The sequence below is a fragment of the Aneurinibacillus migulanus genome, assembly GCF_001274715.1.
Taxonomy (GTDB): Bacteria; Bacillota; Bacilli; order Aneurinibacillales; family Aneurinibacillaceae; genus Aneurinibacillus; species Aneurinibacillus migulanus.
In genome coordinates this window covers 29599-45571 of record NZ_LGUG01000005.1, presented here as the reverse complement: position 1 = coordinate 45571, position 15973 = coordinate 29599, and the positions used below count along the sequence as shown (strand labels likewise).

Annotated in this window: 16 protein-coding genes and 1 riboswitch; of the genes, 13 read left to right on the top strand and 3 right to left on the bottom strand. The window is 47.6% G+C overall.

What is annotated here, in order from left to right; translation table 11 throughout:
- Window positions 1-221: 221 nt before the first annotated feature.
- From AF333_RS25950 to AF333_RS36340, 3 genes are all read right to left on the bottom strand, one after another.
- Window positions 222-2192, bottom strand: a complete 1971-nt coding sequence (locus AF333_RS25950; protein WP_043063656.1) for a methyl-accepting chemotaxis protein — start codon at window positions 2190-2192, stop codon at window positions 222-224.
- Between the two features lie 536 nt (window positions 2193-2728).
- Window positions 2729-3409 (bottom strand): response regulator transcription factor, encoded by a 681-nt coding sequence (locus AF333_RS25945; protein WP_043063655.1) that lies wholly within the window; start codon window positions 3407-3409, stop codon window positions 2729-2731.
- Between the two features lie 89 nt (window positions 3410-3498).
- Window positions 3499-3654, bottom strand: coding sequence for a hypothetical protein (locus AF333_RS36340; RefSeq protein ID WP_235497029.1), 156 nt, complete (start codon window positions 3652-3654; stop codon window positions 3499-3501).
- A gap of 95 nt (window positions 3655-3749) precedes the next feature.
- Window positions 3750-3968: riboswitch (cobalamin riboswitch) on the top strand.
- 332 nt (window positions 3969-4300) lie between these two features.
- Between AF333_RS36340 and AF333_RS25940 the strand changes: the two genes are divergently transcribed.
- From AF333_RS25940 to AF333_RS25880, 13 genes are read left to right on the top strand one after another with little or no spacing between them, the layout of a single operon-like run.
- Complete coding sequence (locus AF333_RS25940; protein WP_043063653.1) at window positions 4301-5056, top strand: energy-coupling factor ABC transporter permease; 756 nt, start codon at window positions 4301-4303, stop codon at window positions 5054-5056.
- A gap of 2 nt (window positions 5057-5058) precedes the next feature.
- Entirely contained in the window at window positions 5059-5370 is a 312-nt protein-coding gene (locus AF333_RS25935; RefSeq protein ID WP_043063652.1) for an energy-coupling factor ABC transporter substrate-binding protein, read from the top strand.
- Entirely contained in the window at window positions 5354-6136 is a 783-nt protein-coding gene (gene cbiQ, locus AF333_RS25930) for a cobalt ECF transporter T component CbiQ (RefSeq protein WP_043063651.1), read from the top strand. The genes AF333_RS25935 and cbiQ overlap by 17 nt, the downstream gene beginning before the upstream one ends.
- A gap of 22 nt (window positions 6137-6158) precedes the next feature.
- Complete coding sequence (locus AF333_RS25925; protein WP_043063701.1) at window positions 6159-7004, top strand: energy-coupling factor ABC transporter ATP-binding protein; 846 nt, start codon at window positions 6159-6161, stop codon at window positions 7002-7004.
- 5 nt (window positions 7005-7009) lie between these two features.
- The gene (cobJ, locus tag AF333_RS25920; protein ID WP_043063650.1) at window positions 7010-8635 is read left to right on the top strand and encodes a precorrin-3B C(17)-methyltransferase; all 1626 of its coding nucleotides are present in this window, start codon (window positions 7010-7012) and stop codon (window positions 8633-8635) included.
- A 37-nt stretch (window positions 8636-8672) separates the two neighbouring features.
- Entirely contained in the window at window positions 8673-9602 is a 930-nt protein-coding gene (locus tag AF333_RS25915) for a sirohydrochlorin chelatase (protein WP_043063649.1), read from the top strand.
- Window positions 9603-9604: 2 nt separating this feature from the next.
- On the top strand, window positions 9605-10399 hold the full coding sequence (gene cobK, locus AF333_RS25910) for a precorrin-6A reductase (RefSeq protein ID WP_043063648.1): 795 nt from the start codon (window positions 9605-9607) through the stop codon (window positions 10397-10399).
- The gene (locus AF333_RS25905) at window positions 10383-11033 is read left to right on the top strand and encodes a precorrin-8X methylmutase (protein ID WP_043063647.1); all 651 of its coding nucleotides are present in this window, start codon (window positions 10383-10385) and stop codon (window positions 11031-11033) included. Before cobK ends, AF333_RS25905 begins: the two co-directional genes overlap by 17 nt.
- 5 nt (window positions 11034-11038) lie before the next feature.
- On the top strand, window positions 11039-12145 hold the full coding sequence (locus AF333_RS25900; protein ID WP_043063646.1) for a cobalt-precorrin-5B (C(1))-methyltransferase: 1107 nt from the start codon (window positions 11039-11041) through the stop codon (window positions 12143-12145).
- Window positions 12124-13332, top strand: coding sequence for a bifunctional cobalt-precorrin-7 (C(5))-methyltransferase/cobalt-precorrin-6B (C(15))-methyltransferase (locus AF333_RS25895; RefSeq protein WP_043063645.1), 1209 nt, complete (start codon window positions 12124-12126; stop codon window positions 13330-13332). The genes AF333_RS25900 and AF333_RS25895 overlap by 22 nt, the downstream gene beginning before the upstream one ends.
- Complete coding sequence (gene cobI, locus AF333_RS25890) at window positions 13333-14040, top strand: precorrin-2 C(20)-methyltransferase (RefSeq protein WP_043063644.1); 708 nt, start codon at window positions 13333-13335, stop codon at window positions 14038-14040.
- Window positions 14040-14816: a precorrin-4 C(11)-methyltransferase gene (cobM, locus tag AF333_RS25885; RefSeq protein ID WP_043063643.1), complete on the top strand. Its 777-nt coding sequence runs from the start codon at window positions 14040-14042 to the stop codon at window positions 14814-14816. The genes cobI and cobM overlap by 1 nt, the downstream gene beginning before the upstream one ends.
- The gene (locus AF333_RS25880) at window positions 14813-15958 is read left to right on the top strand and encodes a cobalt-precorrin 5A hydrolase (protein ID WP_080787540.1); all 1146 of its coding nucleotides are present in this window, start codon (window positions 14813-14815) and stop codon (window positions 15956-15958) included. The genes cobM and AF333_RS25880 overlap by 4 nt, the downstream gene beginning before the upstream one ends.
- Window positions 15959-15973 lie beyond the last annotated feature (15 nt).

The window sequence follows — 15973 nt, the reverse complement described above, 5'->3', positions numbered from 1 at the left end:
GATTATGGTTATTTACTCCTCCTATTTGATATTTATAAGTGCTTAATAGGGTTATTTTTTACTACATGCTAATAATATAGTGGATTTTATTACCTATATCAAGATAGTACAAATAAAATATTTTTACAAAAGAAAGAAGAATTTTGAACTATGAGCAAAAAGGTAAAAAGACTTACTTTTGAAAAAAAAGACTGCCAACGTATGGGCAGTCTTTTCCTTTGCTATAATGTAAACTTTTTAATCATTTCTTCCAGCTCTTCCGCCATGTGTGCGAGTGATTTTGCTGAAGCGGAAATCTCCTCCATTGCTGCAAGTTGTTCTTCTGTTGTGGCAGATGTACCTTGCATTCCTGTAGCTGTATTCTCGGCAATTTCGGTCACGAGACGAACCGAGTGAGAGATTGACTCTGCCCCTGCGGACATTTCCTGAACGGAAGCGGAAACCTCATGAACTTGTCCGGCTACCTCTTCAATGGATCCATGGATAGAATGAAAAGAGGAGCCTGCCAGATTGACCGCTTGAATTCCTTTTTCAACTTCAGCTACGCCTTCTTCCATAGAGATAACGGCATTCTTTATTTCATGCTGAATGGTCCGAATGAGTGTCGCAATGCTTCCGGCAGACTGGGAAGATTGTTCAGCCAGCTTCCGGACTTCGCCTGCGACTACGGCAAATCCTTTTCCATGCTCGCCTGCTCGTGCGGCTTCAATCGCTGCATTTAATGAGAGCAGATTGGTTTGTTCAGCGATGTCTGTAATTACTTCGACGAAGCTTTCAATTTGCCTGGAACGTTCGTTCAATGCCGTTACCATATCGGATAGGCCTGTTATTTTTTCACTGATACAGTTCATTTGCTGTACAGCCTGCAAAACGGCTTCGTTGCCCTGGGAAGTGACCGTAGAAGTATGGGCGACAGAAGCAGATGTTTGCTGCGCATTCTGGGCGATTTTTCGCATGGTTTCCGACATTTCCACAATAGTTATGGACGTCTCTTCTATGCTCTTGGCTTGTTTCTCGGAGCCTGCGGCAATTTCTTGAATAGAAGCAGACACGTGTTCTATCGCATGGCTTGTTTCTTTAGCTCCCTGCATTAATTCTTCTGAAGAGGCAGCCAGGTGTTCAGCTTTATTCATAATATGATGCAGAACACTTTGCAGCGAGTCGCTCATCTGATTGAAGCGGGTCGCCAGACGAGCGAATTCATCATCTGATTCAATAGGAATACGCTCGGTAAGATTGCCATGGCTAATCGCTTCTGATGCATGAATCAGCTTATGGAGCGGACGGGTGATAGAAGAGATAACGGTATATACCATAAATCCCCCTAATAGCAATGCAACGAAGATGACTGTAATCGTTGTATAAAATATGGGGGATGCCTGTGCTTTCACTTCCGACATATTGATGGTTCCACCAATTTTCCAGCCTGTTTGTTCGTTTGTAACAAAGAAGGTTTTGTACTGCTCCTTGTTTTCAGTTGTATCAAAACTACCAGAGTGTTGATTGAACAACGGAATAACAATAGATTTCGGTGCATCTGCTCCATTCTTGAAAGAAGGGTGAGCAAGGATTTTCTTTGTTTGATCCACAATGAATACATAACCCTTTGTCCCGGTTTTCATCGACTGAGCCATTTCATTAAGTTTTTTCAGATTAAGGTCGACCCCTACGACTCCAGAACCGTCCTTGGTTTTCTGAATAATACCGACAACCACTTCTCCCGTCACCATGTCGAGATACGGATCGGTAAGGACAGTCTTTCCCTTGGCTTGCCATCCTTGTTGATACCAGGGACGTTTTCTCGTATCATAGTCGGCCGGCAGTTTTTCGGAGCCGTCCATAATGAGAAAACCGGCTTCTGTTCCTACATAAGCTGAGCTGATTTCTGGATGGATTCGCTGGAATTGATGGATGATATCCACCACCTGTGGGCTGGTTCGGCCTTGATACATATCTCCATGAATGTTTTCCGACAGCAGCTCTACATTTTGAAGTTGCGGTTCGATTAGCTTAGTGACGAGTTGGTTGAGGAGTGTGATATCCCCTTTCGCTTTTTCCAGAACCTGGTCCTGGACCTTTTGCTTAGCCGTGTAATAGGAAGCGATGCCGATGGACAGGCTTGGGATTAATAATAGGACAAGAAACGCTATGTGCAATCGCCTTTTGACGCTAAGTTTTATCCACTTTTTCATACCGAACCCCTTCGTTTCTTTTTATCCCGATTCAATGGGTAACTCAGGTCTTTTAACCTAGCAATGAGTATGCCAAATTGATTACACATAAAAACATGGGGTTCGTAGTGTTAAGTAGATGCGATTACGCATTGAAAAAGCTAGTACTTACTTACAATGTTTCCGTTAGATTAGTATAAAAGCTATAGATATGAAGGGAAGAATGGATGGATGCCATCCTACATTAAAAAATGTAATAGTGCATTAAGGTGACGCTGTATTATTTATGATGCTTGCCTGTTTTTCGGTAGACAAAGAAGCGATTTCCTGATTATCACTGAATTGCTTCCAGTGAAAATGCCATTCTCCATTGGGCTCAATAGGAATGTCTGTTATGAAATTCCGTCTTTTGATATCGATGTTACCGTTTACAGCAATGGGGGAGGAAGTGGAGCGAATCGCACAGCCGGCAAGGAGTAGGATAAGCGATACAAGGAGAGAAAAAAATCCATGCTTTCATGCGAAATTGACCCCTTTATCTGGAATGGATCGAACAATTACTGCAAGTTTTCTACTCCCAGTTCTTTCAAGTATAAAATGGCTTTAGAGCGTTCATTGGTTCCGATTTTGGCGTATATCATGCTGATGTAATTCTTAACGGTTCCTTCACTGATGAACAATGTTTTTGCGATTTGCCGATTACTCATGCCCTGTAGCATGAGGATGGCCAGTTCTTTTTCCCGCTCTGATAACTCAATTCCTTGTTCTTTTAATCGCTCCGTATGAATGGCGCTTTGCGCCTGAGAGGAAAAATGGGAAAGCCGGGCTGCAAGCTTGGCAGCGATAATCGCTGGAAGCATCATCTGTCCACGGGCAGCATCGCGGATGGCGGCAATGAGTTTATCTCCTTGCATATCCTTCAGCAAGAAACCACTTGCTCCATTCGCCAGTCCTTCTATGATGTATCCGTCTTCTGCGAATGTAGTTAGAATAAGGACAATCGTTTGCGGGAATTTCTGCTTGATTTTTTTGGTGCTCTCAATGCCGTCCATGACAGGCATTTTAATATCCATCAATACAATATCGGGCATAAGCTTATGTACCATTTCGTACGTTTCCTGACCATTCTCCGTCGTTCCGACAACTTGCATATCATCTTCAAGATCAAGTATCGTTCTTAGACCTTCCCGCATAAGTGTTTGGTCATCTGCGATAAGGATTTTAATCATGTTAGGCATCCCGCTCTCCTTACAAAATTTTTCTATTGTAATTATAATACTGTTTTACTAAGTAGGCGAGATGGGAGGGGCTTTAGGACTTATATAAATTACACTTGATATTTTGACAGGGGAGTGTGGTGGGAAGGAGGAGATTTGGAAAAAAAAGAGGGTGGATGCGCCCTGCGCCCCGGCAGAAAAAAGGCGGACGTGTCTTTTTCCGACCGCTCCCACCCACCGCCCTTCCTTCTTTTCTTACACCACAAGAATTTGTCGATGTATCAAATCAGATGTATATAAAAGATAAACTTGTAGTATAGCATTATTTTGCATTTCATGTTATGATTGGCTCAATTTCAATTGTATATTTAAGCTTTGCGGTGCTTGAAGTTCTGGCATTTTGCAGTACGTCAGAATGGAAGGCATAATAGGGAAGTCGGTGCAAGTCCGACGCGGTCCCGCCACTGTAAAGAGAAGAACCTTGCCGGTGCTATGCCCACTGTTTCGCCTGTGAAACGGGAAGGGTGGACAAGGTTTGCTTACTCTAAGCCAGGAGACCTGCCGTGAAGAGCAACACTGTCAGACCACGCGGATGGGTAGGTGTTCGAAGGGGCATATACAGGCTGTATACGTTAACCATTGTGCGCTTTTGTCTACCTAAGCATCTTTTCCGTGGGAAAAGATGCTTTTTTAATGGATAAGAAGCGATATGCCGCTGTAAAGCTAGAAAGTGACATATTGTTTCTTCCGATCGTATCGCTTGAAAAACGTGCGAGGTGTGTGTCACTGTGGGCAAAAAAGACCGACGACTGTCTCCTTCATCCGAGATACCCAGATGTTTTGTCGGTTCGCCCGAAGGCGCCCGTAAGTTTTTCTTGTTTGCAAATCAATATAGAAAGATGGGGGAGAAGGATGAAGAAGAAGCGCATACTTTCAGGAATTGGCGTGATTTTGCTGTTCGCTCTGTATTTTGTATGGAATGAACCGCAGACCGCCTACGCGATGCATATTATGGAAGGATTCTTGCCGGTGAAATGGGCCGTTTTTTGGTGGATTGTGTTTCTACCTTTTTTCTTGCTGGGCCTTCGTTCACTGACGAAATTGACAAAAGAAAAACCAGAAACGAAATTGTTGCTTGGACTTGCGGGCGCGTTCACGTTCGTATTGTCCGCGCTTAAAATTCCGTCGGTGACAGGAAGCAGTTCACATCCGACCGGAACCGGACTGGGTGCAGTTTTGTTTGGCCCGTTAGTTATGACGGTACTTGGTACGCTTGTGCTATTGTTTCAGGCGTTACTACTGGCACATGGAGGATTGACAACACTGGGTGCGAATGCCTTTTCAATGGCGATTGTAGGCCCGTTTGTTGCATATGCTGTGTATCGGGCAATTATCCCTACAGGCAGACAACGACTGGCTATTTTTATGGCGGCGGCTCTGGCTGACATGGCTACATATATTGTGACTTCTCTGCAGCTTGCATTGGCTTTTCCTGCAGCGAGCGGTGGTATAGCAGCTTCCTTTATGAAATTCGCCGGGATTTTTGCAGTAACACAGGTTCCGCTGGCGATTAGTGAAGGATTGCTGACGGTGTTAGTGTGGAATTGGCTGGTCGCCTATAATGGACAAGAAATGGCACAGCTTCAATCTATAAAACGGGGAGCATAGCGATGAATAAACCAAAAAGTTGGCTGAATGTTTTGATTGTGCTGGCAGTGGTTGCGCTTATCGTATTTCCGCTGATTATCGTGAAGGACTCAGAATTTGGCGGTGCAGACGGAGCTGCGGAAGAAGCGATTACTGAGGTATCGCCGGGCTATGAGCCATGGTTCCAGCCACTGATGGAACCGCCGGGTGGCGAGACAGAGAGTTTGTTGTTCGCGCTTCAGGCGGCGCTCGGGGCCGGAGTTATTGGCTACGTTATCGGCTACTATAAAGCCCGGTCTACGAAACAGGAACGTTCGGATGAGAATTCAGCTTGACACCATTGCGTACACGAACCACTTGCGTCATATTTCCCCAGGACAGAAGCTATTGTTTGGCTTGGGGATGCTTGCTTTTGTGCTGCTGTCGCACACGCCTGCACATGTTGTCGTATTCGTATGGATGAGCGTTTGGATTGTCGGCTATGCGAAGGTTCCAGTCCGTATCTATATGAGTTTAATCGGAGCGATAGGCGTATTTCTAGCACTTAGCCTTCCTCCGATTATGGTAGAGATTTCTCGTCATTCGCCTGCAGAGCCGACAATCTTTCATTTTGTTGCAGGTACCTGGTATATATATGTGAGTGTAAAAGGCGTAAAGGCAGCAGGAATCCTGCTGCTTCGTTCGCTTTCTTCAGTATCTTGCCTATATTTTATTCTGTTGACCATACCGTTTACCGAGATGCTGGCTGTTTTACGGCGAATCGGCATTCCAGAGATTTTAACAGATTTATTGCTTGTGATGTACCGGTTTGTTTTCGTATTTTTGGAAACGATAGGGCAGCTCTGGACGGCTCAGCAGGCACGGGGTGGTGGTCAGGGTTTTACAGGGAAAATGCGGGATGCCGGTAGGCTGGTGACCCGGCTCTTTACCCGTACGCTACAGCGCTACCAACAACTGTCCGTTGGGCTTGCGGCACGGGGCTTTGAAGGAGAGTTGCGTGTCATCTCACATGTGCCGGTATCGGTATCGAAGCGGTATGCAACCGAAGCCATCATCGGATTTATGTTACTAGTGACTTTTGAATGGTGGACAGGAAGGTGATAGATTCGTGTGGCTTGTAGAGATGGAAGATGTGACATATACGTATCCGGGAAGCGCTGAATCGGCATTAGACGGGATTACAATGCGGATTCCAAAGGGAAAACGATGTGCATTGTTAGGTCATAACGGATGTGGTAAGTCAACGTTGTTTCTGCATATGAACGGGATTTATCGTCCGCATAGTGGAGCGCTCAAATGGAACAAAGAGCTGTATACGTATAGTCGTGCATCCCTGGCTGAGCTACGCAGACGGGTCGGACTAGTATTTCAGGACCCGGAGCAGCAATTGATTGCCAGTACGGTAGCGGAAGACATATCGTACGGTTTGTGCAATGCCGGAATATCCGAATCGGAGGCAGTACGTAAGGTGCAGGACGCACTGACACGATTCGGCCTGGATGATTTGCAGGAGAGACCGGTGCACCACTTAAGCCTGGGACAAAAAAAACGGGTAGCACTTGCGGGCGTTATGGTATTAAGACCAGAGTTGCTGCTGTTGGATGAACCGACCGCCTACCTGGATCGTCTGCATACGGATCGACTATTGGAAGAATTGGAAGCGATTCACCGGGAAGAAGGCACGACGATGCTGATGGCGACGCATGATATTGATTTGGCTTACGAGTGGTCGGACTGGGTGTTCGTTATGCACCAGGGACGACTGGTGATGGAAGGCACGCCGGATGAGGTATTCGCGAAGCGTGAAATGCTGGCAGAGATGCGTCTAGGTGTGCCGCTGTTGTTCGATGTATGGGATGCGTTGGCACCTTCCTTGTTGCCTGATGCAACGGAGCGTCCTCGTACAGCATTAGAATTGAAGAGTCGGCTGGAGCGATATGTGATAGATAACAAACGAAAAATGGGGTGAATCTCATGAGTGAAAAAAACGGAAAAGTGTTAATCATCGGATTCGGACCGGGAAGCTTCGATCATATTACGCAGCGGGCCCGCGAAGCAATTGAAGAGTGTGAGGTTATCCTTGGGTATACCACATACGTTGATTTGATACGTGGTCTTCTGCGAGAGGAACAGACGGTTATTCAGGCAGGTATGACAGAGGAAGTCGGAAGGGCACAGGAAGCGGTTCGTCAGGCAGAAAAAGGAAAGACAGTCGGTGTAATTTCCAGTGGTGATGCTGGCGTATACGGTATGGCCGGATTGGTATATGAAGTGCTGATGGAGCAAGGATGGACAGAGAAGGAAGGCATTGGCGTAGAAGTAATTCCTGGCATTTCAGCGATTAACTCATGCGCATCTTTGCTGGGAGCACCGATTATGCATGATTCCTGTACGATTAGCTTGAGCGACCATTTAACTCCATGGGAACTCATTGCTAAGCGGGTTGAAGCGGCAGGACAGGCCGACTTTGTTATTGCATTGTACAATCCGAAGAGCGGGCGCAGAACGCGTCAGATTGAAGAAACGCAGCGGATTTTGCTGAAGTACCGTTCACCGGATACACCGGTAGGATTGGTAAAAAGCGCATACCGTGACCGTCAAACGGTTGTCATAACGGACCTTGCCCATATGCTGGATCATGAGATCGGAATGCTGACAACCGTCATTATCGGCAACAACTCGACCCGGTTGTATGATGGCAAAATTATTACGCCACGCGGTTACCAGCGCAAATACACGCTGAATGCGGAAAAACAAAAGTTGGCTCCTCATCAGCGTTTGCGGGAAGAGAATGAGCCGTGGGCGCTGCATAGTGTTATGCCGGAGCAAGAGCCGACTTCGGTATCCGTTTCCGCTCCGGTATCATCATGGGATTTGGCGGAAGAGGCGCTAAGCCGTCTGCACGGTACGTCACCGGAGCCGTCTCCACTGGCTGAGGCGGGATTTGTACAGGAAGCCATTTTTGAATTTGCCGTCTCGCCAGGGGTTGCTAACAAGAAGCTGAGTGCACAGCAAATGCTCGTATTGGCAGAGATTGTTGGTGAGGAAGGCTCCATGGAATATACGCCCCACCATCAGATTCTTGTCAGCGTACCGACGACAAACCCTGAACAGGTTACGCAAAAGCTTATACAATCGGGCATGCTGGTACAACCGGTAGGAGATGTCGTTACGATTAAAGCATGTGATTTCTGTGACGGAGAGAAAACGGATTCGATTCCGTATGCGGAACGTATTCAAGAGCTACTAGGTGGACTGAATGTACCGAAAGAGATGAAAATCGGCTTTAATGGTTGTGGTATGGCATGCTACGGCGCTGTAACGGAAGATATCGGAATCGTATTTAGGAAAGGCAAATTTGATTTATTCCTTGGAGCGAAGTCGATTGGCCGCAACGCCCATGTAGGTCAACCGGTAGCAGAGGGAATTGAGCCGGCAGAGATTGTCGGCCTGCTGGAGCGAATTGTCCACAAGTATAAGGAAGAGGGGCATCCGAACGAGCGCTTCCATAAATTTTTCAAGCGTATAAAAGAAATTGAAGGATTCGAACACCGGGATGCACCGGTGCAGGTTCTGGTCGATGCCGTCTGCGGAGATTAGAAAATATACGAATAGATAAAAGGGGGCGTTGTATCGCATGCAAGCAGTGCTGTTTGTTGGGCATGGAAGCCGGGACCCACAAGGAAACGAAGAAATTGTGCGGTTTGTAGACGGAATAAAGGAAAAGGTGACCGTTCCTATTATCGAGACGTGTTTTCTTGAATTCGAAGCACCGAATATGATGCAGGGACTTACGGCATGCGTAGAGCGTGGAGCGACGCAGGTTGCCGTCATTCCGATGATGTTGTTCGCAGCCGGACATTCGAAAATACATATTCCTGCGGCCATTGATGAAGCACGGGCAAAATACCCGCATGTTCAATTCACTTATGGTCGTCCGATAGGGATTCATGACGAAATGTTTCGTATTCTCGGCTTCAGGTTGACGGAGGTGGGACTAAATATAGAAGAGGAGGCGGAAGATACAGCTGTCTTAGTGGTCGGCCGAGGCAGTAGTGATCCGGATGCTAACAGCGATGTATGCAAGCTTTCCAGAATGTTGTGGGAGCGCCTCCATGTGAAATGGGTAGAGACCTGTTTCATCGGAGTAACCCAGCCTTCCGTAGAAGAGGGGATTACACGCTGTCTGGCATTAGGAGCCAAAAAGGTCATATTGATTCCATACTTGCTATTTACTGGAATACTGATGAAGCGGATGGAAGACAAGATAGAGCAATTCCGTACCGAGTATCCCGAGTGTGAGTTCTTAATGACGGAATATATTGGTTTTCATCCCGGTTTGAAAACGATTTTTCTTGATCGTGTGGCAGAAGCGTTGCAGGATGATGTGAAAATGAATTGTGATACGTGCCAATACAGATTGTTCGCAGTTGAACATATGGATTTGCATCATGACCACGATCATCACCATGATCACCACCATCATCATCACGGGCATTCGCATGACCATGGGCATGATCATACGCATCATGGTCACCATCATCATGAAGAAAAGGAAAGGGTCTAAACATGATTCTAATTCTTGCGGGAACGAGTGATGCGAGAGAACTGGCAATGCTAGTGCAGCAGGAGGGCTATCCGCTGCTGACGACCGTCGTCACCGAGAGTGCGGCAAAAAGCATGGAAGAAGCGGGACTGCCTGTACGTGTAGGACGAATGAACGCAGACGAAATCTGCGAACTCATCAAGGAGCAGCGCTTTCAAGCGGTCATCGATGCAAGTCATCCGTTTGCGGAAGAAGCCTCTCGAAATGCGCTTTCAGGCGCAAAATTGGCTGGAGTTCCGTATATTCGTTATGAGCGCGCATCGGTGGAAGAGAAGCCGCATCCGCTCATTACGATGGTGGATGATTACGCGGAAGCAGCAGCCGTGGCGGCAGAGCACAAAGGCGTGGTCATGCTAACGACCGGCAGTAAGACGTTGCAGGTTTTTACCGAAAAGTTAATCAATCTTCCTGATGTACGATTGATTGCGCGTATGCTGCCCCGTAAAGATAACATGGAAAAATGTGAACAGTTAGGTGTCGAGCAAAAAAACATTGTTGCCATTCAGGGACCTTTTTCAAAAGAGTTGAATGCCGCATTGTACAAACAATATGGCGTCACGCTAATGATTACGAAAGAAAGTGGAAAAGTCGGGTCTGTGGATGAAAAGCTGGAAGCCGCACTGGAGCTCGGTATTCCAACGGTTATGATCGCGCGTCCCAAAATCGAATATGGCACTGTGTTTTCCGAATTTAATCAAGTAATAAAAGCGCTAAAAGAAAAACTGAAGGAGGAACAAACCGATGGAATTCCACACTGAATTTAAGCCGTTAACTGTGCAACCGCAGGAGATCGAAGGAAAAAGCTTTGAGATGATTACGGAAGAGATAGGGGAACATCCGTTTACTGAGGATCAATATCCTGTGGTTCAACGGGTCATTCATGCCTCCGCTGACTTTGAACTCGGACGCAGCATGATTTTCCATCCGGATGCAATTGAAGCGGGCATCCGGGCTATTCGCGAAGGACGAAAGCTTGTCGCGGATGTACAGATGGTACAAGTCGGTATCAGCAAGCCGCGCCTTGAGAAATTCGGCGGTAGCGTTCATGTTTATATCTCTGATCCGGACGTAATGGAAGAAGCGAAACGCTTGAACACGACTCGTGCTATCGTAGCAACCCGCAAAGCAATTCGGGAAGCAGATGGAGGTATTTTTGCAATCGGGAACGCGCCTACAGCGTTGCTGGAATTAATTCGGTTGGTAAAAGAAGGCATAGCCAAACCTGGGCTCATTATCGGTATGCCTGTCGGATTCGTATCGGCGGCTGAATCGAAAGAAGAGCTTGCGAAGCTTGATATTCCTTTCATTACGAATGTAGGGCGCAAAGGAGGAAGCACGGTCGTAGTAGCGGCGGTGAATGCGCTGTCGATTATGGCCGAGAATCGGGGGTAATCGGCATGGTGGGCGAAGAGAAACCGATGCGTCATGGTTATACAACAGGATCGAATGCAACGGCGGCTACAAAGGCCGCCTTGCTTTCGCTTATCCATCAAGAATCGGTAGTGGACGCGGAAATCCTCCTTCCAATCGGAGATAGGGTTACCTTTCATATGGAGAGTGTGACGTACAGCGAGACAAGCGCCGAGGCACAAGTAATCAAAGATGCGGGGGATGACCCGGATGCGACTCATAAGGCACGCATCATCTCGACAGTATGCTGGAAGGAAGAGCCTGGCATTACGTTAGATGGCGGTACGGGCGTAGGGCGTGTCACGAAGCCAGGTCTACCTGTACCCGTTGGCGAAGCGGCTATTAATCCTGTCCCTCGCCGTATGATTATGGAAACAGTACAGGAAGTGATGAATCAATATGGTGTCCGGCAAGGCGTCCACGTTGTCATTTCTGTTCCGGATGGTGAGGAGATCGCCAAGAAGACGCTGAATGCCCGCCTAGGCATCATCGGCGGTATTTCTATACTTGGCACGCGTGGCACGGTTGTTCCTTTTTCTACTGCAGCGTTTAAAGCAAGTATTGCTCAGGCAATTAGCGTAGCAGTAGAAAGCGGATGCGATCACCTTATCGCCACGACAGGAGGACGTAGTGAAAAATTCGCCATGAAGCTGTATGAAGGCTATCCCGAAGAAGCGTTTATCGAGATGGGAGACTTCGTCGGATTTACATTGAAAATGTGCAAGAAGTATGGAATTAAACGCGTCGGACTCGTCGGTATGATGGGCAAGTTCTCCAAAGTAGCGCAAGGTGTCATGATGGTACACTCCAAAAGTGCTCCTATAGATTTTGGTTTCCTGGCTACAGTCGCAGAAGAGGCCGGCGTACCTGAAGACATCATCACGCAGGTTCGGGGGGCGAATACGGCTTCTCAGGTCGGTGATTTGATGCATGAGAATGGGTATGACGCGTTTTTTACGGCGCTGTGTCGTCACGTATGTGAGTCAAGTCTGAAAGAAATGGGCGGCGATGCAGAAATAGATACAACAATTATTACGATGAAAAGCGAGATTTTGGGAAGGGAGAGAGTGGATTGCAGAATGCTGTCAAAGTAATCGGCATCGGAGATAACGGAGCGGAAAGCCTGCTCCCCCTCTATCAACAGTGGGTGGAAGAGAGCGAATTGCTCGTCGGCGGTGAGCGGCATCTTAGCTTCTTTCCTGAATATCAAGGAGAAACATTGCAGGTGAAAGGCGGGCTCGGAACCCTTGTAACCAAAATTGCCGAATCTGGCAAGAAAACGGTCGTATTGGCGTCAGGAGATCCTTTATTTTATGGGATCGGTTCGTATCTTTCCAAAAAGTTGCCCGTTGAAATCTATCCCGGTATCAGCTCCATTCAACAAGCGTTTGCCAGAATGGGAGAGAGCTGGCAGGATGCTACATTCTTGAGCGTTCATGGACGCAGCATGAAAGGATTAGCACAAAAAATCGACGGACGTTCAAAAGTATGCCTGTTGACGGACGCGGAGAATGATCCGGCGGCAATCGCCCGCTATCTTCTCTCTTTCGGTATGACTGAATATGAAGCGTTTGTAGCAGAGAATCTTGGTGGCACCGAAGAGAGAACTCGCTGGATGACGCTTGAGGAGATGGCGGATACGGAGTGCTCACCGTTAAATGTAGTCATACTGAAGCGGCGACAAGTGGGGCCTGTCTGGCCATTGGGCATTGCAGATGGCGAATTCTCTCAGCGCAAGCCGGATAAAGGTCTAATTACGAAGCGGGAAGTTCGTGTATTAAGTTTGGCTGCACTCGAATTAAAACCCGACAGCACCGTATGGGACATTGGTACATGTACCGGGTCAATGGCGATTGAGGCGGCTCGCATCTGCCGGGAAGGTGAAGTGTATGCCATCGAAAAGAATGAGGGCGACCTTGCGAATTGCCAGGAAAACATGAAGAAATTCCGTACTGACTTCACCGTTGTACATGGTCGTGCACCTGTCGGATTGGAAGAGTTCGCAGACCCGAACGCTGTATTTATCGGCGGTAGTGGCGGAGAGATGAAGGATTTACTACATGTTTGTTGTACGCGGCTGAAGCCGGGGGGACGCATTGTGTTAAATGCGGCAACGATTGAGACATTATATGAAGCAATGCAGGCGTTTGCGGCAGAAGGCTTTGATACGTCCGTAACGCTAGCCCAGATTTCACGCAGCAAACCCATCTTACATATGAACCGGTTCGAAGGATTGAACCCTATCTATATCATTACAGCGAAACACAAGGAGGAGAACTAGATGGCAACAGGGACCCTGTATGGCGTAGGAGTGGGACCGGGCGATCCGGAACTTATAACCGTGAAAGCCTATCGGATTATGAAAGAATCTCCGGTTATTGCATATCCGCGTAAACGAAAAGGTAGCAAAAGCTATGCGTACGCGATTGCCGAGCAGTATATCGATCAACGGGATAAGGAGATGCTCGGTCTTGTATTTCCGATGACAAAAGATAAAGCGATTCTAGAGCGTGAGTGGAATCAGACTGTGAACGAGGTGTACGAACGCCTGGCACAGGGACGGGATGTTGCATTCATTACTGAAGGCGATCCGATGCTGTACAGTACATTCATTCATATGATGCGTCTCATGCAGGAGAAGCATCCTGACATTCAAATCGTTTCCATCCCGGGCATTTCTTCCGTAAACGGCGTTGCTTCGCGCCTTGGTCTGCCGCTAGCGGACGGGGACGAGCATGTCGCCGTTATTCCGGCGACAGACAACCGGGAGCAGATGAGACAAGCATTATTGAATCATGATTGTGTTGTATTTTTGAAGGTTGCTAAAGTGATTGATTTGATGATCGATGTGTTGAACGAGCTTGATTTGCTCAACAAGGCGTCCGTTGTTACTAAGGTTACGTCGGGTGAAGAGGTCGTTTGGCCGAATGTTGCAGATTTAAAAGGATTGGACCTTGAATACTTAACACTCATGGTGGTGAGAAAATAATGAAGGTATACATTATCGGAGCCGGACCGGGCGACCCGGATTTAATTACAGTAAAAGGGCTCAAGCTTCTTCAGGAGGCGGAGGTCGTATTATGGACTGATTCTCTTGTAAATGAAGAATTAGTCGCTAAGGCAAAGCCGGACGCGGAAGTATTGAAAACGGCTGGTATGAACCTTGAAGAAATGGTCGATATCATGGTCGACCGGGTGAAACAGGGCAAACGCGTCGTACGTGTTCATACGGGTGATCCTGCAGTATATGGAGCCATTCTAGAGCAAATGGTTCTTCTGAAAAAAAGCGGAGTCGAATATGAGATTGTGCCGGGCGTTAGTTCAGTTTTTGCAGCGGCGGCGGCAGTTGGTGCAGAACTAACTGTGCCAGACCTGACGCAGACGTTGATTCTTACGCGTGCGGAAGGAAGGACGCCGGTACCAGAACGGGAAAAGCTGCATGATCTCGCCTCACATCATTGTACTGTCGCTTTGTTTTTAAGTGCTACCCTTGTTAAGAAAGTTGTGGATGAATTCCTATCGGCAGGATGGAGACCGGACACGCCGGTAGCGGTTGTATATAGAGCCAGCTGGCCGGATCAGAAGATTGTGCGTTCCACGCTGGAGACATTAGGAGAAGATATGCGTGCGCACGGTATTCGTTCACATGCGATGATTCTTGCTGGCTGGGCATTGGACCCGGACATTACGAATCGGGACGAATTCCGCTCCAAGTTATATGATAAAGAATTTACCCATCGCTTCCGGAGAGGTATCACATCATGAACCACACGGAGACAACTGTAATTGAACTAACGGAAGGCATCATTCCGGACATTCGTCAGACGGGGCGATATGCGATTGTTTCGATTACAAAACACGGTGTGGAGATGGTACGCTCGCTCATGAAGAAATTCCCCGACGCGGATGTATATTACATGAACAAATTCGCTCGCGGCGATGAAGAAGAGCAGGGAATTCAGCTGTTTACCGGTTCGGTACGATTATTATTTCCCGCATTGTTTCCTGCGTACGACGGTCTGATTCTATTTATTTCTCTCGGGGCGGTCGTGCGCATGATTGCTCCAGTATTGAAAGATAAGAAGACCGATCCGGGCGTTGTTGTCGTTGATGACAGGGGACATCATGCTATCAGCGTACTATCAGGGCACTTGGGTGGAGCCAATGAATTGACGAGAGAAGTAGCTGCTTTGCTGGGTGCGCAGCCGATCATTACGACTGCTTCTGATGTACAGAAGACGATTCCAGTAGACTTGTTCGGCCGCAGGTTCGGCTGGACTTGGGACCCGATGTCTGAGAAAAAGCTGACGCCGGTCAGCGCCTCTGTGGTCAACGAAGAGCACGTGGCGATTATACAGGAATCAGGCGAAAAAGATTGGTGGATGCATGACACACCCATGCCTCCGACGCTAAAAATCTATGGTTCTATTGAAGAGGCAATAGCTGCGTCTCCGGATGCGGCACTCGTGGTGACACACCGGCAGTTACGACCGGAAGAAATGCCGATTTTGGACAACGGTGTCCTTTATCGACCCAAGGTCATCTCGCTTGGTATTGGATGCAATCGAGGAACATCCGCGGAAGAAATTGAGAATGTCATTCGGGAGACGCTTGATGGACTTGGATTTTCCTTCCAGAGTGTGAAAGCGGTTGGAACGATTGATATAAAGAAGGACGAAGAAGGTTTGCTTGCAGTATGCAGAAAGTACGGATGGGAATTCGTTTGTTATACACCGCAAGAACTGAATGAGATGAACATAGAAGAGCCGTCGGATACGGTATTTAAGTTCACAGGTGCATACGGTGTAAGTGAACCGGCCTGTAAACGTTATAGTGGGCTTGAGAAGCTTGCCCTAACGAAGCGCAAGTCAGGCAACGTGACCATTTCAGTTGGCGTACTCGCATAGCGTGTGAAGGAGGAG